This is a genomic window from Paraburkholderia sp. A1RI-2L (assembly GCF_048957375.1).
Taxonomy (GTDB): domain Bacteria; phylum Pseudomonadota; class Gammaproteobacteria; order Burkholderiales; family Burkholderiaceae; genus Paraburkholderia.
On record NZ_JARBTA010000003.1, the window covers coordinates 799267 to 825813 of the forward strand.

General features: G+C 62.3%; 24 protein-coding genes. 13 read left to right on the forward strand and 11 right to left on the reverse strand.

What is annotated here, in order from left to right; translation table 11 throughout:
• Positions 1 to 312: 312 nt before the first annotated feature.
• Both PWP93_RS26845 and PWP93_RS26850 read right to left on the reverse strand, forming a co-directional pair.
• Complete coding sequence (locus PWP93_RS26845; protein WP_421046724.1) at positions 313 to 978, reverse strand: winged helix-turn-helix domain-containing protein; 666 nt, start codon at positions 976 to 978, stop codon at positions 313 to 315.
• A 48-nt stretch (positions 979 to 1026) separates the two neighbouring features.
• Positions 1027 to 1689 carry a response regulator gene (locus PWP93_RS26850; protein ID WP_421046725.1) on the reverse strand — a complete coding sequence of 221 codons (663 nt, stop codon included), beginning with the start codon at positions 1687 to 1689 and terminating at the stop codon, positions 1027 to 1029.
• A 95-nt stretch (positions 1690 to 1784) separates the two neighbouring features.
• Here PWP93_RS26850 and PWP93_RS26855 point away from each other — a divergent pair, with 95 nt between their 5' ends.
• From PWP93_RS26855 to PWP93_RS26875, 5 genes are all read left to right on the forward strand, one after another.
• Complete coding sequence (locus PWP93_RS26855; protein WP_421046726.1) at positions 1785 to 2105, forward strand: hypothetical protein; 321 nt, start codon at positions 1785 to 1787, stop codon at positions 2103 to 2105.
• Between the two features lie 256 nt (positions 2106 to 2361).
• Positions 2362 to 3510, forward strand: a complete 1149-nt coding sequence (locus PWP93_RS26860) for a porin (RefSeq protein ID WP_421046727.1) — start codon at positions 2362 to 2364, stop codon at positions 3508 to 3510.
• 89 nt (positions 3511 to 3599) lie between these two features.
• Positions 3600 to 4568 (forward strand): YncE family protein, encoded by a 969-nt coding sequence (locus tag PWP93_RS26865; RefSeq protein ID WP_421046728.1) that lies wholly within the window; start codon positions 3600 to 3602, stop codon positions 4566 to 4568.
• A gap of 161 nt (positions 4569 to 4729) precedes the next feature.
• Entirely contained in the window at positions 4730 to 6022 is a 1293-nt protein-coding gene (oxlT, locus tag PWP93_RS26870) for an oxalate/formate MFS antiporter (protein ID WP_421046729.1), read from the forward strand.
• Between the two features lie 258 nt (positions 6023 to 6280).
• Entirely contained in the window at positions 6281 to 6553 is a 273-nt protein-coding gene (locus tag PWP93_RS26875; RefSeq protein WP_421046730.1) for a DUF4148 domain-containing protein, read from the forward strand.
• Positions 6554 to 6619: 66 nt separating this feature from the next.
• Here the strand turns inward: PWP93_RS26875 and PWP93_RS26880 are convergent, their stop codons facing one another.
• From PWP93_RS26880 to PWP93_RS26915, 8 genes are all read right to left on the reverse strand, one after another.
• Positions 6620 to 6781 carry a hypothetical protein gene (locus PWP93_RS26880; protein ID WP_421046731.1) on the reverse strand — a complete coding sequence of 54 codons (162 nt, stop codon included), beginning with the start codon at positions 6779 to 6781 and terminating at the stop codon, positions 6620 to 6622.
• Between the two features lie 101 nt (positions 6782 to 6882).
• Positions 6883 to 8079 carry a formaldehyde dehydrogenase, glutathione-independent gene (gene fdhA / locus PWP93_RS26885; protein ID WP_421027172.1) on the reverse strand — a complete coding sequence of 399 codons (1197 nt, stop codon included), beginning with the start codon at positions 8077 to 8079 and terminating at the stop codon, positions 6883 to 6885.
• 156 nt (positions 8080 to 8235) lie between these two features.
• Positions 8236 to 8703, reverse strand: a complete 468-nt coding sequence (locus PWP93_RS26890) for a dihydroneopterin aldolase (protein WP_421027173.1) — start codon at positions 8701 to 8703, stop codon at positions 8236 to 8238.
• Positions 8700 to 9338 carry a sarcosine oxidase subunit gamma gene (locus tag PWP93_RS26895; RefSeq protein ID WP_421046732.1) on the reverse strand — a complete coding sequence of 213 codons (639 nt, stop codon included), beginning with the start codon at positions 9336 to 9338 and terminating at the stop codon, positions 8700 to 8702. Before PWP93_RS26895 ends, PWP93_RS26890 begins: the two co-directional genes overlap by 4 nt.
• On the reverse strand, positions 9328 to 12336 hold the full coding sequence (locus PWP93_RS26900) for a sarcosine oxidase subunit alpha family protein (RefSeq protein WP_421046634.1): 3009 nt from the start codon (positions 12334 to 12336) through the stop codon (positions 9328 to 9330). Before PWP93_RS26900 ends, PWP93_RS26895 begins: the two co-directional genes overlap by 11 nt.
• Entirely contained in the window at positions 12333 to 12680 is a 348-nt protein-coding gene (locus PWP93_RS26905) for a sarcosine oxidase subunit delta (RefSeq protein WP_421046635.1), read from the reverse strand. The genes PWP93_RS26900 and PWP93_RS26905 overlap by 4 nt, the downstream gene beginning before the upstream one ends.
• A 28-nt stretch (positions 12681 to 12708) precedes the next feature.
• Entirely contained in the window at positions 12709 to 13953 is a 1245-nt protein-coding gene (locus tag PWP93_RS26910) for a sarcosine oxidase subunit beta family protein (protein ID WP_421027177.1), read from the reverse strand.
• 37 nt (positions 13954 to 13990) lie between these two features.
• The gene (locus PWP93_RS26915; protein ID WP_421046733.1) at positions 13991 to 15376 is read right to left on the reverse strand and encodes an L-serine ammonia-lyase; all 1386 of its coding nucleotides are present in this window, start codon (positions 15374 to 15376) and stop codon (positions 13991 to 13993) included.
• Positions 15377 to 15483: 107 nt separating this feature from the next.
• Here PWP93_RS26915 and PWP93_RS26920 point away from each other — a divergent pair, with 107 nt between their 5' ends.
• The 5 genes from PWP93_RS26920 to PWP93_RS26940 all read left to right on the forward strand — a co-directional run bounded on the left by PWP93_RS26920 (position 15484) and on the right by PWP93_RS26940 (position 20994).
• Complete coding sequence (locus tag PWP93_RS26920) at positions 15484 to 15777, forward strand: hypothetical protein (protein WP_421046734.1); 294 nt, start codon at positions 15484 to 15486, stop codon at positions 15775 to 15777.
• A gap of 63 nt (positions 15778 to 15840) precedes the next feature.
• A complete protein-coding gene (locus tag PWP93_RS26925; protein ID WP_421027765.1) occupies positions 15841 to 16098 on the forward strand; it encodes a PAAR domain-containing protein in 258 nt (85 codons plus the stop codon).
• 2 nt (positions 16099 to 16100) lie between these two features.
• Entirely contained in the window at positions 16101 to 19808 is a 3708-nt protein-coding gene (tssI, locus tag PWP93_RS26930; RefSeq protein WP_421046735.1) for a type VI secretion system tip protein TssI/VgrG, read from the forward strand.
• 2 nt (positions 19809 to 19810) lie between these two features.
• Positions 19811 to 19942 (forward strand): hypothetical protein, encoded by a 132-nt coding sequence (locus PWP93_RS26935; RefSeq protein ID WP_421046736.1) that lies wholly within the window; start codon positions 19811 to 19813, stop codon positions 19940 to 19942.
• Positions 19943 to 19980: 38 nt separating this feature from the next.
• A complete protein-coding gene (locus tag PWP93_RS26940) occupies positions 19981 to 20994 on the forward strand; it encodes a hypothetical protein (protein WP_421046737.1) in 1014 nt (337 codons plus the stop codon).
• A gap of 250 nt (positions 20995 to 21244) precedes the next feature.
• On the opposite strand, the gene PWP93_RS26945 is transcribed toward PWP93_RS26940, so the two are convergent.
• Positions 21245 to 22387, reverse strand: a complete 1143-nt coding sequence (locus PWP93_RS26945; RefSeq protein WP_421027183.1) for a porin — start codon at positions 22385 to 22387, stop codon at positions 21245 to 21247.
• A 240-nt stretch (positions 22388 to 22627) separates the two neighbouring features.
• On the opposite strand from PWP93_RS26945, the gene betI reads away from it, so the two are divergent.
• The 3 genes from betI to betA are packed head-to-tail and all read left to right on the forward strand — an operon-like array spanning position 22628 to position 26527.
• Positions 22628 to 23239: a transcriptional regulator BetI gene (betI, locus tag PWP93_RS26950; protein WP_421027184.1), complete on the forward strand. Its 612-nt coding sequence runs from the start codon at positions 22628 to 22630 to the stop codon at positions 23237 to 23239.
• 35 nt (positions 23240 to 23274) lie between these two features.
• The gene (betB, locus tag PWP93_RS26955; RefSeq protein WP_421046738.1) at positions 23275 to 24744 is read left to right on the forward strand and encodes a betaine-aldehyde dehydrogenase; all 1470 of its coding nucleotides are present in this window, start codon (positions 23275 to 23277) and stop codon (positions 24742 to 24744) included.
• A 31-nt stretch (positions 24745 to 24775) separates the two neighbouring features.
• Positions 24776 to 26527 (forward strand): choline dehydrogenase, encoded by a 1752-nt coding sequence (betA, locus tag PWP93_RS26960; protein ID WP_421046739.1) that lies wholly within the window; start codon positions 24776 to 24778, stop codon positions 26525 to 26527.
• Positions 26528 to 26547: the final 20 nt, after the last annotated feature.

Genomic DNA, 26547 nt, shown 5'->3' on the forward strand with positions numbered 1-26547 from the left:
CAACGGGAACTGCGTGCGTTGTCATCCAGGGGCTACCGCGCGACATGCGTTGAACATGCGGCTCGGCCCGTCCGGTCACTGGAGATCGTACGGGGGCAGTAAGAGAATTTTTTTTTAAAATCTCTAGTATTTATCCACTAGGACGAAGAATAGAATTCTTTGCGGGGCAGCCGTTGCAGTAGAGATGTTGTTTGGACGGGTGCGCCGCCCCCCTGGAATCGTTGCGATCACCCGCGGAATCGCGGAGGCTGCCTGGCTTAAGCCGATACCGGCATGGCAACGGTATTGCCGAATTGCCAATAGTGGTTTGCCTTAGCGCCAGCTTTGGCACAACCGATAGCCGACGCCTCTCACAGTCACAATCTTCTCCGCACCCAGCTTGCGCCTCAAGCCATGGACAACCACATCCACGGCATTGTTGTCCAGCGCGGCACGCGGTTGCCCGTCGAGGTGCAGTGCCAGTTCCGAGCGCGTGAATACCCGCGTAGGCTCGTTGACCAGCGCACTCAGAATCCGGTATTCGCTTGGCCTCACCGAAACCGGCAAGCCATCGAGCAATACGGAATGATCGAGCGTGTTCACCGACAAATTTCCGAGCGCCACCCTGCCTTGAAGGCGGTGCGGGCGCCGCATCGACAGGCGAACCCGGGCTCTCAGGTCCTCCAGCTCGAACGGCTTCATGAGGTAGTCGTCAGCGCCGCTGTCCAGCACGACCATGGGGCTCGCGAACAAACCTTGAGGAATCAAGGCAACGACAGCCGCTTGAGTTCCGCGCTTGCGATAACGCCGCAACAGATCGAACGAGTCCAGGCAGGCGCAACCGAAGTCGAGCAGCACGAGATCGTGACATTGCGCCTGCAAGCTCAGTTCGGCCTCGTAGGCGCTGCTCGCCCAGTCGACCTCATGCCCCATAAGAGGCATCACCGAAACGATCTGTAGTGCGATCGAATCGTCGTCTTGAACCAGTAGCACTCTCACATTGATCTCCAGTCATCCCGATGGCTTGCAGCTTCGCCAGTCATGGGGCTATGCGAGCGTGCCGATGCGATAGCCCACGCCTCGCACGTTATAGATTGCGTCGCTCCCCAGTTTGCGGCGCAGATTGTGAACATGCACCTGGATGGCGTTACTCTCGATCTCCTCGTTCCATCCGTACAGGCGTTCCTCGAGCTGCGAGCGCGTGACGACCATTGCAGGATCGCGCATCAGCTCCTCCAACAACACGAACTCGCGTGTCGTCACCGGCACCTCCCGGTCGCCTAGCCATACGCGGTGCTGCGCGGGGTCGAGCCGCAGCGTGCCAACTTGCAGCAACGGTTGCACGCGGCCCGTCTGGTGCCGGTTCACGACGCGGATGCGGGCCAGCAGCTCGTCGAGCGCAAACGGCTTGACGAGATAATCGTCAGCGCCGCCGTCGAGACCCGCCACCCCGTCCGGCACGGCGTCGCGAGCGGTAATCACGATCACCGGCGTTGCATCGTTTCGCCGGCGCAACCTCGCGAGCAGCGCGAGCCCGTTCTTTCCGGAGCGCGCGATATCGAGCAGCACAAGGCCATACGAGGTCGCGGCAAGCGCCAGCATGGCCGAATCCCCGTGCTCCACCCAGTCGACTGCGAAGCCCTCCTTGTGCAAGCCGCGCTTCAATTCACCATCTATCGATGCGTCATCTCCCACGAGCAATATGCGCATGGTGTTCCCCGTTATTCAATTCACTGCAAGTCAATGACTTCGATGCGACATATCGTGATCGCCGCATGAATTGACCGTGTTAAGAAAAACTCCCCATGAAAGCAGCACCAACGATTTTCAAGAGCTTAAGGTTTGCCGCAGTTTTTAAAGCGGGCAAACACTCAGTGAATTCCCTGGCGAGCGGTCCGCACCTGTACATCCTTGTGTCAGCAACGCTCTTGCCACTTTACGTTTTGCTTTATGACGATCCAACGAATTTCCGGACCGTGGGCCGGCCTGCGCAATCGTCAGGAACGTCCGGTAGCCGCTCCCATCGGTGCTCTCCAGCAAACGGCGCGATGGTTCGCCCGGGCGCGCAAGGGCTGCGCGACAGCCGGATCGTAACCCTCGATCATTTAAACGGCTTTCAGGCATAAGCTGCCTTTTATCGTGGACATAAAATTATTCGATTGTCCTTAAGCTTGGCGCGCCGTCAAAGTTCGATCCGGAACAGTTGATGCCCGCCGCGTAACCCCGGTGAGCGGGTTCAACACGACGCGAAAAAGATTGCCGACACGGCAGCAAAAATCTGGAGCTGGCATACCTCCATTCGTTCCCAAGCATCGATCTTCGGCACCGAATTTTATTTCCTTAAATTCGCATTACAAACTACTACCAATGAAAGGAGATGTTGTGGTCAATTTCAGATATCGATCCATTTTTATCGGAGTGCTTATCGTTTCGGCGTCGTCCGCGGCACATGCGCAGAGCAGCGTAACGCTGTACGGCTCGATCGACGAAGCCGCGGCCTACTACAACAACACGGGCGGCCACTCGCTCGTGGCAATGCAAAACGCCGACAATGGATCGACGTACTGGGGCCTCAAAGGCAAGGAAGACCTCGGTGGCGGCCTGAATGCGATCTTCACCCTGGAGAGCTCCTTCGACATTACACACGGATCGCTGTCGAACAATCGCATTTTCGCCCACCAGGCCACCGTCGGTCTTGGCGGTGACGCCTACGGCACGCTCACGATGGGGCGGCAGTTCGATCCGACGGTCGACCTGATTCAGCCGATTACCGGCGACAGCTTTGCGGGACCCGTTTTCACCACGCCGGGCGATGCCGACAATAACGACAACTCGGTGTGGATCAACAGCTCGATCAAGTACGCGAGCCCGACCTACGCGGGCTTCCAGTACGAGCTGATGTACGGGGTTGGCGGAATCGCCGGCAACGCCACCGGCGGCCACGCGTACGGGGCGGCCGCCTCGTACAACCATGGCGGACTGACGCTCGCCACCGGCTATCTGTTCGCGAAGAACGATGCCAACGGCACCGGGGCAGCGGACCTTACGCAAGATAACTCGGTCACGCCCCTCTTCGGCGCGACGCCCATGTTCGGCTCCCGGCAGATCGTCCAGGTCGCGGCGCAGTATGTCATCGGCAACCTGACCGCCAACATCCGCTACAGCAACGCGCAGTACAAGCCGTACACGGATTACGGCGCTTTCAACCGCACCGAAACATTCAATGTTGGCGGTGCTGCGCTCCAGTATCAATTCACTCCGGCGCTATCCGGCGCGCTCAACTACGTGTACACGCACTCGAGCGGCGCGTCGTCGGCCACTTACAACAACTTCGGTGCGAACGCAACTTACTCGTTGAGCAAGCGCACGAGCTTCTATGCCGACGTCGCGTACTCCCACGCGAGCGGCACGACGTTCAGCGAGGACGGTTCCGGGATCGTCGCGGCGGGCGGCACGGTGGGCGATCTCGCCGCGAGTTCGAGCACCCGTTCGCAGGTCGTGGCGATCATCGGCATCACGCACAAATTCTGAAGTCGCATTCAAGGTAGTCGATAAAACTCACTAAAGAAACGCGTTCATTTCCTACTGGAGGCAACATGGCATTTTTCAGGCACAAAACGTTGACGATCACTCTCGTCGCAATGGGGTTGTGCGCCGTCGGGACATATGCGCAGGCGTCGCAGTACCAGCTCGTCAAAACGATCGACCTGCCCGGCAGCAAGGGCGGTCACGGCGATTGGGTCACCTACGACAAGGACACCCACGCGGTCTGGCTGTCCCAGTCGCCCAATCACAATGTGGTCGTGATCGATGCGAAGACCATGGCGATCAAGAAGACGCTCTCGGGCGTCGATTCCGGCAACGGCATCGATTTCGACGCGAACCACGCCTACGTCACCGATGCGACCACGGGCAAGTTGATCGTCTATGACAAACACTCGTTCGACCGCATCGCCGCCGTCGACAGCGGCGGCAAGACCCCCGACGGCGTGAACGTGGACACGAAGTCGGGCGCCATCCTGCTCGCGAATGACGACAGCAACAACGAGGCCATTTTTGAGCCGAAGGCGCCGTACAAACTGACCACGACGTTCAAGCTCAAGCCTGAAGACGACAAGGATGGACCGGACGTCGCGCTCTACGTCGCTTCCACTGACCGCCTGTATCAACCCGTTGGCGGCAAGATCGACGTGATCAATCCGAATACCCATGAGATCGAGGCGGTATGGGACTTCGGCCTGAAGGGCGCGGCCAAGGGCGGTGTCTACGACAGCAAGACGAATCATCTGATCTTCGGCACCAGCGACAAGAAGATGCTCGTGGTGAACCCGGCAACGGGCAAGCTCGTGGCGACCATCGACGTCGCGGGCGCGGTGGACCAGACGGCTATCGACACCGACAAGCGCCGCGCGTTCATCGGCGACAAAACCGGCAACCTCGAAGTGGTCGACCTCGACACGAACCATGTTATCGACCACATCCAGACCGAACCCAAGGTCCACACGCTGACCGTCGACACGGCAACCCATCGCGTCTACGTCTATCTCAACGAAAGCAACAAGGTTGGGGTGTACGAGCAGAAGTCCTGATATCGCACACCGGATACGGGTGGCGCAGCAGCATGGTCCCCTGCCCCGCCCGCGCCGCGCCTGCACCGCATGAATGGAAAGTGGGGGGCGGCGCGCAAGATCGCGAAGGATCGCATCGACGCGTGCCGTCACCCGACCGCTAATTTGTAGGAGAAGTCGTTATGTCATCCGCTGCCTCGCCGGCAGGCAAGCCCTTGCTCAGAAGCCGCTGGACTCAGCTGTTCATCGGCATTGCCTGCATGGCACTCGTCGCAAATCTGCAATATGCGTGGACACTCTTCGTTGTCCCAATGAAAACCCAGAACCTCTGGAGCGCTGCCGAAGTTCAAACGGCATTCTCCATTTTCATTCTGGTCGAAACCTGGCTCGTGCCGGTCGAGGGATGGCTGGTGGACCGCTTCGGCCCGCGCCCCGTCGTCATGGCCGGCGCGGTATTCGTTGCGCTTAGCTGGGTGATCGACTCGTGCGCCACCTCGCTGCCCGTGCTCTACACCGCCTCGGTCATCGCCGGGCTCGGCGCGGGCTGCGTGTACGGCACCTGCGTCGGCAACGCGCTCAAGTGGTTCCCGGACCGGCGCGGGCTCGCCGCCGGCCTGACCGCCGCAGGCTTTGGCGCCGGCGCCGCGCTGACCGTCATCCCGATCGCGAACATGATTCACCATTCCGGATATCGGCAGACGTTCTTCGTGTTCGGCATCATTCAGGGCATCGCGATCTTCATCCTGAGCATTGCGTTGATTCGCCCCAATCCGGGTCCCGGCATCAAACCGGTGGCGCGCGTGGTGACGAGCAAGATCGATTATCCGCCGAGCCAGATGGTCAAAACGCCGCTTTTCTGGATGATCTATCTGCTCTTCGTGCTCGTAGCGGCCGGCGGCCTGATCGCGACGGCGCAGCTCGGCCCGATTGCGAAATCGTTTGGCTTCGCGAAGCTCCCTGTGCAATTCCTTGGCACGACGTTGCCCCTGCTGACGCTTGCGCTCTCGGTCGACAATCTGCTCAACGGGCTGACGCGCCCCATCTGCGGTCTCCTGTCCGACAAGATCGGCCGCGAAAACACCATGCTGATCGTGTTCATCGGCGAAGGGCTCGCTTTGCTCGGAATGAATGCATATGGTCACGATCCATACGCATTCCTGATGTTCGCGCCGCTGATCTTCCTGTGCTGGGGTGAGATTTACTCCATCTTCCCGGCGATCTGCGCGGATACGTTCGGCGGCAAATACGCGTCGTCGAATGCCGGCACGCTTTATACCGCCAAGGGCACGGCGTCGCTGCTCGTCCCGATCGCCTCGCTGGTGGCCGCAGGCGGATCGTGGGAGCACGTGCTGATCGGCTCCGCCGTGGTGTCGATCGTCGCGGGCGTGTCGGCCAAGTTCATTCTCGCGCCCATGCGAAAGCGCTGGTTCAAGGGCATGAGTGACGAGGTTGCTCCAGTACTCCAGACTCAATGATCGCAACCGCCAGTTCCGCGCTGGCGGGTATGCGCGACCGCAAAGCTGGATGGCGGAAAGCGCCGATATGCGCATCGCCTCCGGCCCCTGCTCCCGGCATCATCTGGGCGTCAGCCGACGCAGTGCTTTGTGCCGCCATTGCTGGCGCCCTTCTCCAGTTAACTGTTCCTTAAGTCTGCGCTGTCAAGCTAATTGTGCCAGCCGCTGCCCCGCCCCGGGTCCACAGCGCTGATACCTCACTAGCTGGAGGCACAGACGATGAATCGGACACTTAAAATAGCCGCGTTTGCGGCTGCATTGCTTGTACCGGCCCTTACTTTCGCTCAAGCACCGCAAGCATCCAATGGGCCGCTCACGCGTGCCCAGGTGCGCGCGGAATTGGCCCAGCTCCGGCAAGCCGGCTACAGGTCCACCGGACGCGATAACCATTACCCTGACAACCTGCACACAGCCCAGGCGCGTATCGCTGCAGCGGCCCCCGGTACGACGCCAGGCCAAACCACTCCCACGATGGCACCGAATATGCAGTGAAAACATGATTGCGCCGGCGTGAACCTGCGCCGGCAAAGGGCTCGAGTGTCCGGCGCGTACGTCCGGTCAGGCGATGGCGGCCACCCGTCTCGGGCAGAGCCAGCGCATCGAATCGATAAGGGGCTGGGCCAGCGAAGCAAGGGGCCCGCAGGCCAGTTCGAAGAGTTCGGTGGGAAGTGCGCGTCGCGCCTTGCTGAAGGCCTGCGCGCCGGCACCGACATCATCCATGCAGCCATGCGGGGCAACGCTGGCAGACCTGCACAAAATCAGGGAAATGCCAACGCCGCCCGTACCACGTAAAAGCGTAAGCGCTTACGCGCTACCGCTCATCAAGCCGCCAACAACCCATGCGGATCGATTACAAACTTCCGCGGCGCGCCGCCATCAAACTTCTTATACCCTTCAGGCGCTTCATCAAGCGAAATAACCGAGACATTAACGATCTTGGCGATCGGCAACCGATCAAACAAAATTGCCTGCATCAGATTGCGGTTGTACTTGAGCACCGGCGTCTGCCCGGTATGGAACGTGTGCGACTTCGCCCAACCCAGGCCAAATCGAATGCTCAGGCCGCCGTGCTGCGCGGCAACGTCCTTCGCGCCCGGATCCTCGGTCACATAAAGCCCCGGAATACCGATCATGCCCGCGGGACGCGTGATTTCCATGAGCGAGTTGAGCACCGTGGCCGGCGCTTCTTCCGAGTGGCCCGACGCGCCGTGACCGTGCGCCTCGAAGCCCACGCAATCCACCGCGCAATCGATCTCCGGCTTGCCGAGAATCTGCTCGATCTGCTCGCCCAGCGAAGCGTCCTTCGAAAGATCCACGACTTCGAAGCCCATCGCCTTCGCATGCGCGAGACGTTCCGCATTCATGTCGCCGACGATGGTGCAAGCCGCGCCAAGCAAACGCGCAGAAGCCGCCGCAGCCATGCCAACAGGGCCCGCGCCCGCGATATACACCGTCGAGCCCGGCTTCACGCCCGCCGTCACTGCGCCGTGATAGCCCGTGGGCAGAATGTCCGAAAGGCAGGTGAGGTCGCGAATCTTCGACATCGCCTGTTCCTTGTCCGGGAACTTCAACAGATTGAAATCGGCATACGGCACGAGCACGTACTCGGCCTGGCCGCCAATCCAGCCGCCCATATCGACATAACCATACGCGCCGCCCGCGCGCGCCGGGTTCACGGTCAGGCACACGCCCGTGTTCTGCTCGCGGCACATCGCGCAACGGCCGCATGCAACGTTGAACGGCACCGAGACCAGGTCGCCGAGCTTGAGCGTCTCGACGTCCTTACCAATTTCGACCACTTCGCCCGTGATCTCGTGACCGAGCACGAGGCCGATCGGCGCGGTGGTACGGCCGCGCACCATATGCTGGTCCGAGCCGCAGATGTTCGTGCTGACCACCTTGAGAATCACGCCATGGCCGATCGCGCGGCCGGACGGATCGACCATCTTCGGATAGTCGATCTTCTGCACTTCGACCTTGCCCGGTCCTTGATACACGACGCCTCGATTGCTCATCACCTTGTCTCCTTCAGAGTTGGCGCTGCGCTTCTCTAGCGGCGCGCAGCGATATGTGGAGCGTAGCCCGCCGCACGCACCCCGCGATGTGCAAAAGCCGACGCGTGCTTGCCTCGATCCGACATCCGCGGAAAACATCAAATGCTGCGGCGCACTACGCTACCAGCGTCCTGTGGCGCTCCACTGCAGATAATCGGCGCGCGTCCATTCGAGCGACACGCCGATGCGCTGCGTGCCGGGCCGGATCTTCGGCTTGTGCACTTCGATCGTGAGCGTATCGAGCGCGGGCCACTCGCGAAACGAAAGCGCCGCAATATCGGCCACCAGCGTTTCGAGCAGCCGCGTATGCGGCTTCTTCGCGAGAAACTCCGCAATGCGCGCGCAATAGCGCTCGTAATCGATCCAGTCGCTCTCTTCCTTCGGCATCGAGCGATAGCCCAGTTGCGCATCGATCACGAGCGGCTGCGGCTGGCCATGCTCGTGCGCATGAATGCCGATGCGCGCGGGCACGCTCAGGCCCTCGACGAACACGCTCCAGCCGCGGCCGCGCGAGGGCGGCACATCGCGCGCCGCCGGCGCATCGAACGGTGCGGGCGCCGGATCGAAGGTTCCGTCGACGATCTTCATGATGCAAGCGACGCCGTGGCGTCGAGCATGATGCGGCAGAAGTAATCCGCGAAGCTGCGGCGCACGACGATCTCGAAGCGCTCACCGCCCATCGGAACCAGCACGATCGAGGCCTTGAAGAACACGCTCTGCGCGCACTGCCCTTCCTTGAACAGCCCCGGATGCAGGTCGAGCGGGCAGCCGCGCGAGAGCAGCTCGCGCGTGCGCGCGCCGTCGATCTCCACCACCGTGTAGCCGCTGCCCACGTCCACGGCAGCCGCGTACGCCTCGCCGAATGCGGGCGCGAGCTTCGCTTCGAGCACGCCGGCCTGCACCGCCGCGTCCGAGCGCACGAGCCATTCGTCGGGGCCGAGCCACAGCACGTCGTAGCCGTTGCCGCGCGTGACCGTGTTGGGCGTCGAGGGCGGCTGGCAGCCGACCACCTGGGCAAACCCGTCCACGAACGCCGGATCGCTCAGTTCGCCGCGCACGTTCACCAGATCGCGGAACGGCAGCTCACGCAGGGTGAAGCCCTTCGGCGCGCGGCCCTCCTGGGCCTTGATGAGCCCGGCCACGCCGACGAAAGGCGACTCGAGCCGCACCGCCGCTGCTGCGCGCTCCGCAAGGGGCGCCGTATCCATCGTTTCATTCAACATTCTGACGCACCCCTTCAGTGTCATAGAAAATCGGGCTGGCAATCTTCGCCTTCACGCGCCGGCCATCGGCCATCGAGATCGCGACGTATTCGCCGGTTTTGTTGTGGCCGCCCTTCACGACCGCCAGTGCGATCGAGCGGTCGAGAATCGGGCTGTAGTAGCTCGACGTCACGTGGCCCAGCATCGGCGTGGTGCCGTCGGCCCTCTGCTGCGCATTCACGTCCACGATCTGGCCGCCTTCGGGCAGCACGAACTTCGCATCGTCGGTCAGGAGTCCGACGAACTGCTTGCGCCCGTCCTTCGCGGTGTCCGAGCGCTTGAGCGAGCGGCGCCCCAGGAAGTCCTTGGTCTGCGAAACCAGCCCGCCCATGCCCAGGTCGAACGGCGTGACCGAACCGTCGGTGTCCTGGCCGACGATAATGTAACCCTTCTCCGCGCGCAGCACGTGCATCGTTTCCGTGCCGTACGGCGTGATGTTGAACTCGGCGCCCGCGGCCATGATCGCTTCCCACACTGCGCGGCCCGCGTTGGCCGGCACGTTCACTTCATAGGCCAGCTCACCCGAGAAGCTGATGCGCATGACGCGCGACTTCACGCCCGCAACGGTGCCGTTGCGATACGACATGAACGGGAACGCGGCGTTGTCGAAGTCGATGTCCCTGCACACCTTCTGCAGCACCTTGCGGCTCTTCGGGCCCACCACGGCGAAGGTCGCCCAGTGATCGGTCACCGAAGACAGACGCACCTTCATGTCGGGCCACTCGGTCTGCAGCCAGCGTTCGAGCCACGTGAGCACGCGCGCCGCGCCACCCGTGGTGGTCGTCATCATGTAGTGCTGCGCTCCGAGGCGCACGGTCACGCCGTCGTCGAACACCATGCCGTTCTCGTCGAGCATCAGGCCGTAGCGGCACTTGCCCACTTCGAGCTTGAGCCACGGATTCGTGTAGACCCAGTTGAGCAGTTTCGCGGCGTCCGGGCCCTGGATGTCGATCTTGCCGAGCGTCGACGCATCGAGAATGCCCACGCTGTTGCGCACCGCGAGGCACTCGCGCCTGAGCGCCGCGTGCATGTCCTCGCCCTTCTTCGGGTAGTACCAGGGGCGCTTCCAGTTGCCCACGTCCTCGAACAGCGCGCCGTTCTCTTCGTGCCACTCGTGAATGCAGGTCTTGCGGATCGGGTCGAGGAAGTCGCCCAGTTCGCGGCCCGCCACGGTGCCGAACGTCACGGGCGTGTAGTTCGGGCGGAACGTGGTCGTGCCGGTTTCCGGAATCGTCTTGCCGAGCGCATCCGCGAGGATCGCCATGCCGTTGATGTTGCCGAGCTTGCCCTGATCGGTGCCGAAGCCCATCGCCGTGTAGCGCTTCACGTGCTCGACCGACTCGAAGCCTTCGCGCGCCGCAAGCAGGATGTCCGATGCGGCCACGTCGTTCTGGAAGTCGACGAACTGCTTCGGTCCGCGCGGCGCGGCCTTGCGGCTGCCCACGAGCCACAGCGGCTGCAACGGCGTTTCGGTGATCTCGGCGGCCTTCGGCACCTGCGGACGCGTCACCTTGAAGCCGAGCGACTTCGTCGCATCGATGCCGGCGTCGACGGCCTGGGTCAGGCCGCGTGCCAGGCTGAATTCGCCCACTGCCGCGCCCACGCTCACTTCCTGCTGCATGCGCTTGCCCGGCGTGAAGCAGGCCTTCGCATCGTTCCAGTGCGCCTTGCCGCCCGACTGCGCGAACAGGTGCAGCACCGGGCTGAAGCCGCCCGACATCGCCACCAGATCGCACGGCAGGTCAGCCAGCTTCGCGCCGGTCTGGCCGTTCTGATACGCGACCACCTCGACCGAGTTCACGCGCAGCTTGCCGTGCGCAGCCATGATGGCCGCGTTGTTCATGATCTTCACGCCCTGGCGGCGCGCAGCGTCCTGCAGCGCGCCCTTGCCCTGCGCACGCGAATCGACCACCGTGACTTCCGCGCCGCAGGCCTTCACGTCGAGCGCGCAGCGGTAGCCCGCGTCGTTGTTCGCGAACACCACGACCTTGCGGCCCGGCAGCACGCCATAGCGATGAATGTAGGTGCACACCGCCGAGGCCATCATGACGCCCGGCAGATCGTTGTTGCCGAACACGATGGGACGCTCGTGCGCGCCGGTGGCGAGAATCACGCGCTTCGCGCGGATCTTCCAGAGCAGTTCGCGCGTGCCCTTGCGCGTCGAGACCGGCAGATGCTCGGTCAGGCGCTGCGTGACGGTCACGAGGTTGTGATCCTGGTAGCCGAAGGCCGTGCTGCGCGAGAGGATCTTCACGTCCGGCATGGCCGCGAGTTCCGCCTCGATCTTTTCGACCCACTGGATGGCGGGGCGGCCGTCGATCTCGCTCTTGCACGACAGCAGGCTGCCGCCCAGTTCGCGCTGGTCGTCGACGAGGATCACGCGCGCGCCGGCACGGCCCGCCGTGTGCGCCGCCAGCAGGCCCGTGGGGCCGCCGCCGACCACCAGCACGTCGCAATGCGCGAAGCACTTGTCGTAGCGGTCGCCGTCGCGCACTTCGGGCGCCTTGCCCAGACCCGCGGCCTCGCGGATCTTCTCCTCGTACTTCGGCCAGAATTTACGCGGCCACATGAAGGTCTTGTAGTAGAAGCCCGCCGGCAGGAAGCGCGAGAACTTCTGGTTGATCGCCATGCGGTCGTGCTCGAGGTCCGGCTCCGCGTTCACGCTGGTCGCCACGAGCCCCTGATAAAGCTCGATTTCGGTCGAGCGCGCGTTCGGCACGGTGTACGCGCCGCGCTCGAGCTGCACCACGGCATTCGGCTCGGCCACATCGGCGGTCACGATGCCGCGCGGGCGGTGGTACTTGAAGCTGCGCGCGACGAAGTGCACGTCGTTGGCCAGCAGCGCCGAGGCGAGCGTGTCGCCCTGATAGCCCTGATAGGTGCGGCCGTTGAACGTGAAGCTCAGCGGAATCGCGCGGTTGATGCGCCCGCCGGCGCCGAGACGGTTCTTCTGGCTCATCGCTGCTTGCTCCCCTGCGTGCCTTGTTGTGCGCCTTGTTGTGCGCCTTGTTGCGCCCTGGCCTGGACGTTCACCGCCGAGCCGGCGTCGCCAAACGTTTCGTAACCCTGAATGTCGTAACTGACGGTGTCGCGCGTCACCTTGAACCAGCGCCGGCAGCCCTGCGTGTGCAGCCACTGCTCCTTGTGCACGCCGCGCGGGTTATCGCGCATGAACAGGTACTCGCCCCATTCGCGGTCGCTCAGCTTGTCGGTGTCCAGCGGCCGGGCGATGTCCGCCTCGCCGCCGCAGGTGAATTCGAGTTCGGCGCGCGGCCCGCACCATGGGCATTCGATCAGCAACATAATGTCTTCTCCTGTTTCAGGTGCGTAATCAGTGCGCCACGGCAGCTGCGCCGTGCTCGTCGATCAGATGGCCGTTATAGAAACGGTCCAGTGCGAACGGCGCGTTGAGCGGATGCGGTTCGTCGTTCGCGATGGTGTGCGCGAACACCCAGCCCGAGCCCGGCGTCGCCTTGAAGCCGCCGGTGCCCCAGCCGCAGTTGAAATAGAGGCCCTTCACGTCGGTCTTGCTGATGATCGGGCAGGCGTCGGGCGAAACGTCGACGATGCCGCCCCACTGGCGGTTCATGCGCACACGCGAGAACACCGGGAACATTTCGACGATGGCCTGCAGCGTGCCTTCGATGATGTGATAGCTGCCGCGCTGGCCAAAGCCCGTGTACTGGTCGACGCCCGCGCCGATCACGAGGTCGCCCTTGTCGGACTGGCTGATGTACGCGTGCACCGCGTTCGACATGATGACCGAGTTGACCACCGGCTTGATGGGCTCGGAAACCAGCGCCTGCAGCGGATGGCTTTCGATCGGCAGGCGGATGCCGGCCATGTCGGCGAGCGTGGTGGTGTTGCCCGCGGCCACCACCGCCACCTTCTTCGCCTTGATGAAGCCCTTCACGGTATCCACGCCGGTCACGCGCCCGCCATCGCGGCGGATGCCCGTGACCTGGCAATTCTGGATGATGTCCACACCGTGACGGTCCGCGCCGCGCGCGAAGCCCCAGGCCACCGCATCGTGGCGCGCCACGCCGGCGCGACGCTGAATGGATGCGCCCAGCACCGGATAGCGGCTGTTCAGGTTGATCGTGGGCTCGATCTCCTTGATCTGCTCGGGCGTGAGGAACTCGGCGTCCACGCCGTTCAGGCGGTTCGCGTTCACGCGGCGCTCGGTGTCGCGCACGTCCTGCAGGTTGTGCGCGAGATTCATCACGCCGCGCTGGCTGAACATCACGTTGTAGTTCAGGTCCTGCGAGAGCCCTTCCCAGAGCTTCATGGCCTTCTCATACAGCGCCGCCGACTCGTCCCACAGATAGTTCGAGCGCACGATGGTGGTGTTGCGCGCCGTGTTGCCGCCGCCGATCCAGCCCTTCTCCAGAATCGCGACGTTCTTCACGCCGTGCTCTTTCGCGAGGTAGTACGCGGTGGCGAGACCATGCCCGCCGCCGCCGACGATCACGACGTCGTACTCCTTCTTCGGCTCGGGGCTCCTCCACTGCCGCTCCCAGTTCTCGTGATACGACAACCCGTTGCGGAACAGACTGAATATCGAATAGTGGCTCATCTTGCGGACCCCTTGCTCATTACCTTGATCGTTTCGATTAGCATTCGATGACGTTCACGGCCAAACCGCCGCGCGACGTCTCCTTGTATTTCGTTTTCATATCGGCGCCGGTCTCGCGCATCGTCTTGATGACGTTGTCGAGCGTGACGTAGTGCTGGCCGTCTCCCTTGAGCGCCATGCGCGAAGCGTTGAGCGCCTTGATCGCGCCCATCGCGTTGCGCTCGATGCACGGAATCTGCACGAGGCCACCTACGGGATCGCAGGTCATGCCGAGGTTGTGCTCCATGCCGATTTCAGCGGCATTCTCGACCTGCGTTGGCGTGCCGCCCATCACGGCTGCAAGCGCTGCCGCCGCCATCGAGCACGCCACACCCACCTCGCCCTGGCAGCCTACTTCCGCGCCCGAGATCGAGGCCGTTTCCTTGTAGATGATGCCGATGGCCGCAGCCGTGAGCAGAAAATCGACGATGCCCTTCTCGTTCGCGCCCGGCACGAACTTCACGTAGTAGTGAAGCACCGCGGGGATCACGCCGGCCGCCCCGTTGGTGGGCGCGGTCACGACCCGGCCGCCAGCGGCGTTTTCTTCGTTCACGGCCATCGCGTAGAGATTGACCCAGTCGAGCATCGAAAGCGGGTCGCGCAGCGACTCTTCCGAACGCGAGCGCAGATGCACCGAAAGATCAGCGGCGCGGCGCTTCACGCCCATCGGGCCGGGCAACTCGCCATGCATCTTGCAGCCGCGCTCCACGCAGGCGGCCATCGCGCGCCAGATGCCCAGCAGCCCTTCGCGCACTTCTTCTGGCGAGCGCGACGCGCATTCGTTGGCGAACGTCACTTCCGCGATCGAAAGGCCGCTCTCGCTGCATACGCGCAGCAGGTCGTCGCCCGTGCGGAACGGATACGGCACCTCGCGGCCGCTGCGCACGCCGTTCACGCGGTCGCCGTCGCGGTTCACGACAAAGCCGCCGCCCACCGAGTAGTACTCTTTCTCGACCAGCAGCTGGCCGTTTTCATCGAAGGCCTGAAAGCGCATGCCGTTCGAATGCAGCGTGTTTGCGCCGCCCATGGTCTTGCGATAGAAGCCGATGCCTTCCTTTTCGTCGAAGCGGATCGACTGCTTGCCCAGCAGCACGAGCGTCTTTTCCGCACGAATCGCGGCGAGGCGCGGTTCGATGCGGTCGGGGTCGATCGTGTCGGGCAGATTGCCCTCGAGACCGAGCAGCACGGCCTTGTCGGTGCCGTGGCCCTTGCCCGTCGCGCCGAGCGAGCCATACAGCTCGATCTTCACGCGGCGCACGAAAGCGAGCAGGTTGGCGTCCTCGATATGGGACGCGAAGCGGCACGCGGCGACCATCGGTCCGACCGTATGCGAGCTCGATGGCCCGATCCCGATCTTGAACAGGTCGAAGACGCTGACGTTCATCTGACGATTCCCTTTAGTTGCCTGGTGGCCTGGTTAAAACGTGGCGTGACGCGCAAGGGTTGGAAATTGCACGGCTGACGTTAGACGCAAGTAGATCAAAAGCGCCGATGCGTCAGATAGAACAAAAACGCCATTGCCGTTGGACGCCCGCGCCAGCACGGCTTTCTGGCGGATTGGAAGTGCGTTTTGGCGATGATTCACGGCGAAAAAACACAACTCGGCGGGACCGCTGTTTGGCCGTGCCGCCGATCCGTTCCGTCGTTGCTGCGTCGCAGCGCAAGCGCGCTGCGATCTTTGGCGAGTATCAAGCGAATATGAATTTGAGCGCCGCGCGATGCGCGGTGAATCGCTTTCGGCCCATTTTCGGATTTTTCGTGTTCCAGGTGAAAAATAGCTCGTAAAGGATAAGCGTCTGCCGACAACGCAAGTTGCCGCCATTCCTTGTCCTTTGGAGGCCGGAGCCGATGAGAGACGCAACAACGGGGCGCGATGTCGCGCGCCTGGGCGATACCACAGACCACGGCGGCGAAGTCATTCAGGCCGCGCCCAACCTCACACACCAGGGCATACCCGTCGCGCTCGACGGCCACCTTGTGCGCTGCCCGAAGTGCGGTGGCGACTTTGCAATTGTCGCGACGGGCGGGCGCACGCACGGCGGCGTACCGGTGGCGTTCATCGGCGACACTACAACCTGCGGCGCGACATTGCAGAAGGGAACCTGAGCATGTGGTTCCCCAGGAAGTACAACACCCCAGTACGCATGCACGGCCACGCATTGCCCGTACGGGAAATCACCCTGCAACACCGCAGGCGGGAACAGGATTACCGCGAGGATGTCCTGCTGCCGCGACGCATTACAGGTCATGAAGCTATCGGCCAGCTTTTCGAATATCGCATCGAGGCGGTCAGATCCGTTCCCCACCCGGAGTGGTTTGCAACCGACGAATTCGAAGTCGATCTCGATGCCATCAAGGGCTCGGCCATCACGCTGACGTTCAAGGATGTTTTCACACGGGCACGTGGCTGGCGTGAGCCCCGTGACCGTGAACGCACGGGCCTGCGCGAAATCACCGGTATGGTCGCAGAGGCCGGAATTCTGGACACCGAAGGAAACGATGTCGTCTATGAATTCGTATTGCGCCCGCAATGGTGGTGCGCGACGCTGCGCAAGAACTCGCGCATCTTCATCCACACGGATATCACCAATATCCTCTACACCATCCTTAAGTCGTACAGCCACGATATCGATTTTCGCTGCGGCGAGCACCCAACTCCCCGGCGCGATTTCATCCGGCAGGCATGGGAGACGGACTGGGACTTCTGTATGCGCCTGTGCGAGGAATTCGGCTATCTGATCTGGTTCGAACACCGTGAAGGCCGCCATTTCCTTGTCATTGCCGACAGTATTCGTGCCTGCAAGGCGCAGACCCCGCCCTACGCGACATTGTCTTACCGTCCCAAAGGCGGGCATCTCGACAGGGAATATGTCACGCATCTTTCCTGGCGCACGTCGGTTGCGCTTAACAAGGTCGTGGTCCACGACCACAGTTATATTTCGCCGCGACTGAGCGCGAACAGCGCGCCGTATCGCGAGCAGCACAGCATCAAGCATGGAGACGGACAAGAGTACGTCTTCGACAGTGAACGAATCGAATCCTACGAGCCAGCCGGGTACGCACAGCCGGAGACAATCGACTACCACGCGGAGCCGGTGAAAAGTCAGGGACCCCAGGAAACGAAGGTTTGGCGCGGGGAAGCGCAGCATCTCGCGCGCGTGAAACTCGAAGCCGCACGCTGCGGGCGCATGCGTGCGAAGGGCCGCGGCGCGCTGCGCGGCATCGAAGCCGGCAGGACGTTCACGTTGACGGATCACCCACACGCCGGAGCGAACGACACGTATCTCGTGCTGGATTGCCGGATCGATATCCGCAACACCCAGGGACTGTCGTCGAAGCTGGACGGCGCAGCAGCGAAGTATGAGTTTGAAGCGCAGTTCGAACTGCACCCGACGCGCGAGCCGTATCGCATGCCGCAGGTCACACCGCGTCCACGCATCGACGGGTACGAACATGCGGTGATTGTCGGATGGGAACAGTATCCGATGACGGTCGATGCCTATAACCGTGTGCGCATCCAGTACGCGTGGGACCGCGAGGGCAACCATCACGGGAATACGTCCATCTGGGTGCGCCTCGCGCTGCCCTGGCAGGGGGACGGCATGGGCGTGGTGATGCATGGGCGACCCGGTCAGGAAGTGCTGGTCGCATACGTCAACGGCGATCCTGACCGCCCTGTCGTTGCGGCGTTCGTGCCGAATCGGGACAACATGCCACCGTGGAAACTGCCGGATAATCGTGCGCTCACCGGCATCGTGAGCCGCACGCTCGGCAACGGCGGCGCATCAAACCATCTTGCACTGGACGACACGGACAATCGTCAGCAGGCGCAACTGGCATCGGATCATGGCAAGAGCAGCCTGAGTCTGGGCTATGTCACGCGCATCGAAGGCAATGAGGGGCGGCAGGACGCGCGCGGCGAAGGCTTCGAACTGCGCACGGACATGCGGGGCGCGGTGCGCGCAGGGTTGGGCCTGATTATCACAACCATCGCGAAGCTTGGCGCAGCGGGCAAGATGCTGGACATGCGTGAGACCATCGCCCGCCTCACGCGTGCGCGCGACATTCACGAGAGCCTGGCGCAGCAGGCGCAGCGACATGGCGCGCAGGACGCTGGCAGCGATCAGTCCGGCGTGACTGCGAACATGCAGCGCGACAACGCCGAATTGCGCGGCAAGCCTTCGGTCAGCACGCGCCCGGGCGTGGATGACTTCCCCGAGTTCGAAGCGCCGCATCTCACCCTTGCCAGCGCGGCGGGTGTCCAGACGGCGGCGGCGGGCAGCACGCACATCGCGAGCGACGAACACACCGCGCTGACCACGGGCGGGCATGTTTCCATCGCCACGGGCAAATCGTTCTTTGCATCGGTGCGAGAACAGATTGTGCTCTTCGCGCAGAAGGCGATTCGCCTGCATGCCGAATCCGATGAAATGACGTTGATAGCCGGAAAGGGCATCTCGGTCACCAGCGAAGAGGAGACCATTCATCTTGGAGCGGCCAAACGGATCATATTGACCGCAGGCGGCTCACGCCTGGAGATCGGCCCGGATGGAATTCGCGGCTACACGTCTGCGCAATTCCTCGTGCATGCCCAATCGCACGCAACCGATGGCCCCATGTCGGTCCCGTCACACACTGCGCCAATTGCCCCCTATCCGGTGCAGCTTTCGTGCAGCGCGTTGGCGGCTGTCATGCCTGCTGGAACCGGTCCGGGTGAAAACGCGGTGCAGGCATCGGCACCCGCGCCAACTCCAGCACAGCAGCGTTCCGCTGGTGAACTCAAACCTGCCGGGGATGCACCGCCGGCATTCGATGGCGCCCTTGCCGGTGCGTCCGGGCAATCGTCCTCCGGTACTGCGCGAATCATTCCAGTCAACGCTGCCAGCGACGAACCGTGTGAGCACACATTGCAGAATATTCCCGTCTCTACCGTTACATGGGACATGGAGACCGGGAACTACTGGGGCCTGCTCGAAAACGGCCAGCCCTGGCTGGACGCGACTGGCGAACGAAAATTCGTTCAGCTTGCGGGCGCACGCGGGACGTTCGATATCGGCTTTGATCGGGCAACCAGAACTATCGCCATGAGGGTCATTGTGCTGGTGGTACCGATGCGTGTTCGCCAAGTCGACCCTGCCAATCCCAAAGCGCTTGAATATGTTCCCTATGAATCGGCGAGAGAGCACGACGACAATTTTTCAGCGACCTTCATCAAGGAACCACGCCCTGCGAGGGAGATCACAAACCTGCCGGCAATGAAGTCAACGATTGAGGCATTTCTCAATGCCAACAGCTACAAGCTGGCAATCAGGAATTGCCCGAAAGCCGGAGCCGCGAGTGATTGCAAGGCGCAGGTCGCGGTCAAATTCGAAATTGACTTCGTCACGAAGGCTGATGAGCGTCATCATGCACAGGTGAACCTCTATCCGAGTGCAAACCGCGCGGACTCGGGTAACTGGGGGGAGTTGAATGTACGACGCAACAAAACTAACACCGCATGGGAACCGATCCCGAACGAACACGTCCAGCAGCATGAGACTGGACACCTCTTTTCATTTCCCGATGAATATTTCGATCAAGGAGGGGCCATTCACAAAAGCTACATTGACGCCAAGACCCAGACAGTCAAGTTCGCGGACGCTGTTGCGAGTGCCGACAAGGATACCTGGCAGGGCATTGGCCGAACAACGCTGATGGGTCCTGGCGTCTATACGCCAGGCGTAAAAGCTCCTTCGTACTATCTCAACCGCGTGAAGCACTGGTTTTCAACGCAGACAGGGTGGGACTGGGTCGTGGTTCCGCATATTCAGGCGTGAGCGTGAACAATTTATCTAAAGCATTAGTTCTCATTTCTCTTTTTTCAGTATGCGAGGGCGCGATGGCAAAAGATGATCCTATTGGCTTCAGCAGAACCGGCAGCACCATGATCAATGCGATTCAGTCGGATTGAAAGGTGACCGGCTAACCGCTGTCTTCAGGGGCGATACCATGAGCTACGGACCCAGTGTGCCAGGTATCGGCGTGTTCGAGGAGAAAATTTCGGACGCTGACCGCAGGACTATGTTCAGCATGCGAGACGCAATATGCGCGATGAAGAACATACCGGCCATGCGCCCTGGCAACCCCGGACTACTTTTGGCGAGCGTGACTTGCCCGGATGGTCGGCACATACCTAACGTACTGGATATAACCACCCTGCCGCGAGACGTTAACCGCGCCGTACTCGGTCCAACGGGTGACCTGATCGAGAAGCTCTACAAAACAGGTACGCCTCTCGCAAGACTCGACGCCGCTGCGAAGTTTTCAATCGAGAACGGGAAACCACTATTCATCTTCGCGTTCAAGAACAGCGGCCTCTTCGAGAAGGTCGCCTTCAAGAGCCCGTCGACCTGGGAGGGTGAGTTCAATCCCATGTCGAAATCCTCGAATATATCGACTGGAGGTGCACCCGTAGATGGAAGTGCTGAAGAGTTCTCTGTGACGCTCGGAGCGAAAGAGTTTCTTAATGCCGCTGACTTCCCAGATGGCATCGTAGAAATTCCACCGGGAGAAACGCGTATTCTGAAATTCTCGGCTCAGCCAGACAACAGGATTCCGAAGGGGCAAATAGAGATCGGTGGCACGATAACGATCAAGGAAATACTCGCACCAAAGCTGCTGGAGGGCGCTGTGGAATTTCGCATACCCAATTCCATATCGAATGTCACGGAAGCGTATCCCTCCACCCGGCAGGAACTTGAGCAACTGGAAACCTACCGCCGCAAGCTGCTGTGGGACTCCGTGCACCCACCAGGCGCCACTGTGAGTGAGGCGGCCTACTACCGGGCGTATGCCGACTATGGTAACGACGCAGCGCGGGACGATTACCCGCAACTTCTACGCAAGAACGAGAAGTTTCCGGAGCGCACCATGCGAAAGAGCGACGGCGTCAAGGTTCATGACGCAGGCCCAGTAAAGATCTGGCGGTGGGATGCATTTCCAAAGGGCGCGGACGCCCGATGACACTGTGAATCGAACGTATGGTCGAGCATCAACGCAGCACTCATTCTTCACGCGTCTGCGTTTCATGCTCGGGTACCCATTCAAGAATGAAGCATCTGTTCGCCAACGATGCACGCGCCCGCACGGCGTTGATCAACAACGCGACAACGCTTGAGTATGTCGCCAGGCCGGGTGCGCTGCCACGAACAGCAACCGGGCTTTGCCACCTTGCCCCGTCGCTGGTTCGTGGAGCGCACCTTCGACGACGCGCTTAGAACGAATGCCGCATGCCGATGCGCACATCTGCCTGGTTCGTGCTCGACGACGGCGTGAAGCTGTAGCCGATCACGGCATCCACGCCCTGCGAAGCCTTGAGCCAGTCACCCGAGATATAGACGTCGGTGCGCTTCGACAGCAAGTAATGCAAGCCCGCCGAAATCATGTTCCAGTGATTGCCGTCGAAATGCGTGTACTGGTAGCCGCCGATCAGGTTCATGGCAGGCGTGACTTGCCAGTTCGCGCCGCCTTCGGCCACCTGCATGTGCTCGCTCTGCCCGAACGCCTTGATCTGCGTGTAAGTGAAGTCGCCGGATAGCGTGACCGGACCCACAACATAGCTCGCGCCCACGCCGAACGCGCCCTGCTTGTCCACCGGGAACGGCGAGCTCGCATAGAGATCGGTGACGGCGCCCGTGGCCGGGTCCACGCTCACGGTAGGCCGGCCAAAGAACGTGTGCGTGCCGATCATCGCGTACGGGTCGAATGCGTAAATACCGGACGGGTTGTTCAACTGGGTGTAAGCCGTACCCATGGAGAAATTGCCGTTCTGGTATTGCGCACCCACGCTCCATGCACTGCCTGTGTGGAATTCTCCCGGCGTATTGCTGAACGAATACATGCCGCCGAACTGGAAGCCGCCGTAGGTATTCGACGTGAACTTCACGGCGTTGGGCAGGTGGTCGCCGTTCATGCGGTCGAAGTCGCCCTGGTTGATGGCGTAGCCGCTCGCCCATGCGGAAATGTTGTACGTGTACACCATGTCCTGCGTCAGGTCGGACTGATTGCCGAACGTGAGCGTGCCCCAATCGCTTTGCAGACCTACGTAGGCCTGGCGCCCGAACAGCGAGCCGCCGTTGGTGAGTTGGCCATTGCCCACGTGAAAGGCACTTTCCAGCGTGAAGATGGCCTTGAGGCCGCCACCCAGGTCTTCGGTACCCTTGATGCCCCAGCGATTCGCATACGAAATGCCGTCGTCGAACTTCACCTGGTGCGAGCCGCCCGCGTTGCTCACATAAGTCACGCCAGCATCGATGATCCCGTACATCGTCACGCTGCTCTGCGCATTGCTCTCGGTGGAGAGCGAGGCCACCGCGAGTGCGATGCCAGTCAATGCCGCCGCTTTTACTTTCTTCATGGTGTAGGTCTCTCTTGCCTTGCGATACGGTTGAAAGGCCGCACAAAGAAACGTGTCCAATGGCACGCCTTATGCGGATTGAGAGAACGTACAAATCCAAATCTCGCGCGACTTTCGTAGACACGACGCGTACTTGGGGAAATGCGTCGCCCCGCTATGACGCCGTTTTTATTGATTGCTCGTTCAATAAAAAACGACTAGAGTGAGAATCCTCCCCGGGACCCGCCCTGAAGAATCGCCATGCCCAAGATCGGAATGCGCGACGTGCGTCGCGCGCAACTCATTGATGCGACCCTGCAATCGATCGACCAGTCCGGACTGTCGGGCACGACGCTTGCCACGGTCGCGCAGCACGCGAATATTTCCACCGGGATCGTCAGTCACTATTTCGGCGGCAAGGACGGCCTGCTCGAGGCCACCATGCGCCATATCCTGCGCGATCTCTGGGAAGCCACCATGCGGCGCCGCACGGCGGCGAAAGACGAGCCGCGCGCGCGTTTGCGCGCCATCGTCGCGGCCAATTTCGACGTCTCGCAGGTGAACACACCGGTCATGAAGACCTGGCTCGCATTCTGGGCCGAGAGCATGCACCAGCCCGCGCTGCGCCGCCTGCAGCGCGTGAACACGCGGCGGCTCTATTCGAACCTGTGTGCAGAGTTCGAGAGGGTTCTGCCACGCGCGGCGTCGCGGCGCGCGGCCACCGGTCTGGCCGCCATGATCGACGGCCTGTGGCTGCGCGGCACCCTCACCGGCGAGCCGTTCGATACCAGGGCCGCCCTGCGGGTCGCCAACGAATACATCGATTTGATGCTCGAAAAGCGCGCCAAGGCGCGCTCGGGCAAGTCCGCCTGATCGCGCAAGCACTGGAAGTCACGGAGTAATCCATCATGTCTGTTTATCCGCTCGAACGCCTCTTCATCGACGGCGCATTCACCGACGCCACCAGTGGCGAGACCTTCGAAACGCGCGACCCCGCCACCGGCGAAACGCTCGCGACGGTGCAGCAAGCCAGCGCCGCCGATATCGACCGCGCCGTCCAATCGGCGCGCGCCGGTCAGCGCGTTTGGGCCGCCATGACGGCCATGGAGCGCTCGCGCATCCTGCGCCGCGCGGTCGAGCTACTGCGGTCGCGCAACGACGAGCTAGCCGCGCTGGAAACGCGCGACACGGGCAAGCCCATCGCCGAAACGAGCGCCGTGGACATCGTCACGGGCGCCGATGTGATCGAGTATTACGCCGGGCTTGCCACCGCCATCGAAGGCCAGCAGATTCCGCTGCGCACCGATTCCTTCGTCTACACGCGCCGCGAGCCGCTGGGCGTCACAGCCGGCATTGGCGCATGGAATTACCCGATTCAGATCGCGTGCTGGAAGTCGGCCCCCGCGCTGGCCGCCGGCAATGCGATGATCTTCAAGCCGAGCGAAGTCACGCCGCTGTCTGCCTCGAAGCTCGCCGAAATCTATCTCGAAGCGGGCGTGCCGCCGGGCGTATTCAACGTCGTGCAAGGCGACTCGCGCGTGGGCGCGATGCTCAGCACGCATCCCGACATCGAGAAAATCTCGTTCACGGGTGGCGTGGAAACGGGCAAGAAAGTCATGGCAGCGGCGGGCGGATCGTCACTCAAGGAAGTGACGATGGAGCTCGGCGGCAAGTCGCCGTTGATCGTGTTCGAAGACGCCGATCTCGATCGCGCCGCCGATATCGCGGTCACCGCCAACTTCTTCAGCTCAGGCCAGGTCTGCACCAATGGCACGCGCGTGTTCGTGCATGCGTCCGTGCTGCCCGAATTCGAAAAGCGCGTGCTCGAGCGCGTGGCGCGCATTCGCGTGGGCCACCCCGGCGACCCCGCCACCAACTTCGGCCCGCTCGCGAGCGCCGGGCAGCTCGACAAGGTGCTCGGCTTTATCGAAAGCGGCAAGCGCGAAGGCGCACGGCTGCTCGCAGGCGGCGCGCGCCTCGTGGAAGGCGAATTCGCACGCGGCCAGTATGTGCAGCCGACCGTGTTCTCCGCCTGCCGCGACGACATGAAGATCGTGCGCGAGGAAATCTTCGGCCCGGTCATGAGCATTCTCTCGTTCACTGAGGAATCCGAAGTCATCGCACGCGCGAACGACACGATTTACGGTCTCGCCGCCGGTGTGGTCACCGAAAATCTGTCGCGCGCGCATCGCGTGATTCACCGCCTCGAAGCGGGCATCTGCTGGATCAACACCTGGGGCGAATCGCCCGCCGAAATGCCGGTGGGCGGCTACAAGCAATCGGGCGTGGGACGCGAGAACGGCATCACGACGCTCGAACACTACACGCGCATCAAATCCGTTCAAGTCGAGCTGGGACCGTATCGTCCCGCTTTCTGAGCGAATTCGAGGGAATTGGAGGAGGCACGGCATGGCAGCGCAAGAGTACGACTACATCATCATCGGCGCGGGATCGGCGGGCAACGTACTCGCCACCCGCCTTACCGAGGACCGCGACGTCACGGTCCTGCTGCTGGAGGCGGGCGGGCCGGACTACCGCTTCGACTTCCGCACGCAGATGCCGGCCGCGCTCGCGTATCCGTTGCAGGGCCGCCGCTACAACTGGGCCTACGAGACCGACCCGGAGCCGTTCATGGATAACCGGCGCATGGAATGCGGGCGCGGCAAGGGGCTCGGTGGATCGTCGCTCATCAACGGCATGTGCTACATCCGCGGCAACGCGCTCGATTACGACGGCTGGGCCGAGCGCAAAGGGCTGGAAAACTGGAGCTATCTGGATTGCCTGCCCTACTTCCGCAAGGCGGAAACGCGCGACGTGGGCGCGAACGACTACCACGGCGGTGAAGGCCCCGTGCATGTGACGACCAGCAAGCCCGGCGTGAACCCGCTGTTCGAGGCGATGGTGGAAGCCGGCGTGCAGGCCGGCTACCCGCGCACCGACGACCTCAACGGCTACCGCCAGGAAGGTTTCGGGCCGATGGACCGCACCGTGACCGCCAAGGGCCGGCGCGCGAGCACCGCGCGCGGCTACCTGGACCAGGCCAAGCAGCGGCCCAACATCGACATTGTCACGCACGCGATCACCGACCGGATCCTGTTCAGCGGCAAGCGCGCGAACGGTGTGGTGTTTCTCGACGGCGGCGCACAAGTGACGCGCTACGCGCGCCGCGAGGTGCTGGTGTGCTCGGGCGCGATCGGCTCGCCGCAACTCTTGCAGCGCTCGGGCGTGGGCCCCGGCGCATGGCTGCGCGAACTCGGCATTCCCATCGTGCTCGATCTGCCCGGCGTGGGACAGAATCTTCAGGATCACCTGGAAATGTACATGCAGTACGAGTGCAAGGAGCCCGTCTCTCTCTACCCCGCACTGCTCAAGCGCAATCAGCCCGCCATCGGGCTCGAATGGCTGCTGCGCGGCACCGGCATGGGCGCGAGCAACCATTTCGAGGCGGGCGGCTTCATCCGCACGCGCGACGACGACCCGTGGCCCAACATCCAGTATCACTTCCTGCCCGTTGCGATCAATTACAACGGCAGCAATGCGATCAAGATGCACGGCTTTCAGGCGCACGTCGGCTCAATGCGCTCGCCGAGCCGTGGCCGCGTGAAACTGCGCTCGCGCGACCCGAACGAGCATCCGTCGATTCTCTTTAACTACATGTCCGAAGCGCTCGACTGGCGCGAGTTCCGCGACGCGATTCGCATCACGCGCGAGATCATCGCGCAGCCCGCGCTCGATCGCTACCGTGGCCGCGAGTTGAACCCCGGCGCGGAGCTCAAGACCGACGCGCAGATCGACGCCTTCGTGCGCAACCGCGCCGAGACGGCGTTTCACCCGTCGTGCTCGTGCGCCATGGGCTATGACGATATGGCGGTGGTCGATGCGGAAGGCCGCGTGCACGGCATCGATGGGCTTCGCGTGGTGGATGCGTCAATCATGCCGCGCATTACCACCGGCAATTTGAACGCTCCGACGATCATGCTTGCCGAAAAGATTGCTGATCAGATTCGCGGTCGTAATCCGCTGGCGCGGTCAACGGCACCGTATTACGTGGCCAATGGCGCGCCGGCACGCGGCGGGGATTTGCCGCTGCGTCCGGCGAGCGGAACGGGAATGAAAACGGCGCCGGGCGGGAACAAGCGGAAGACGCACGCGGTATCGTAAGTTGTTCAGTCCATCGGATA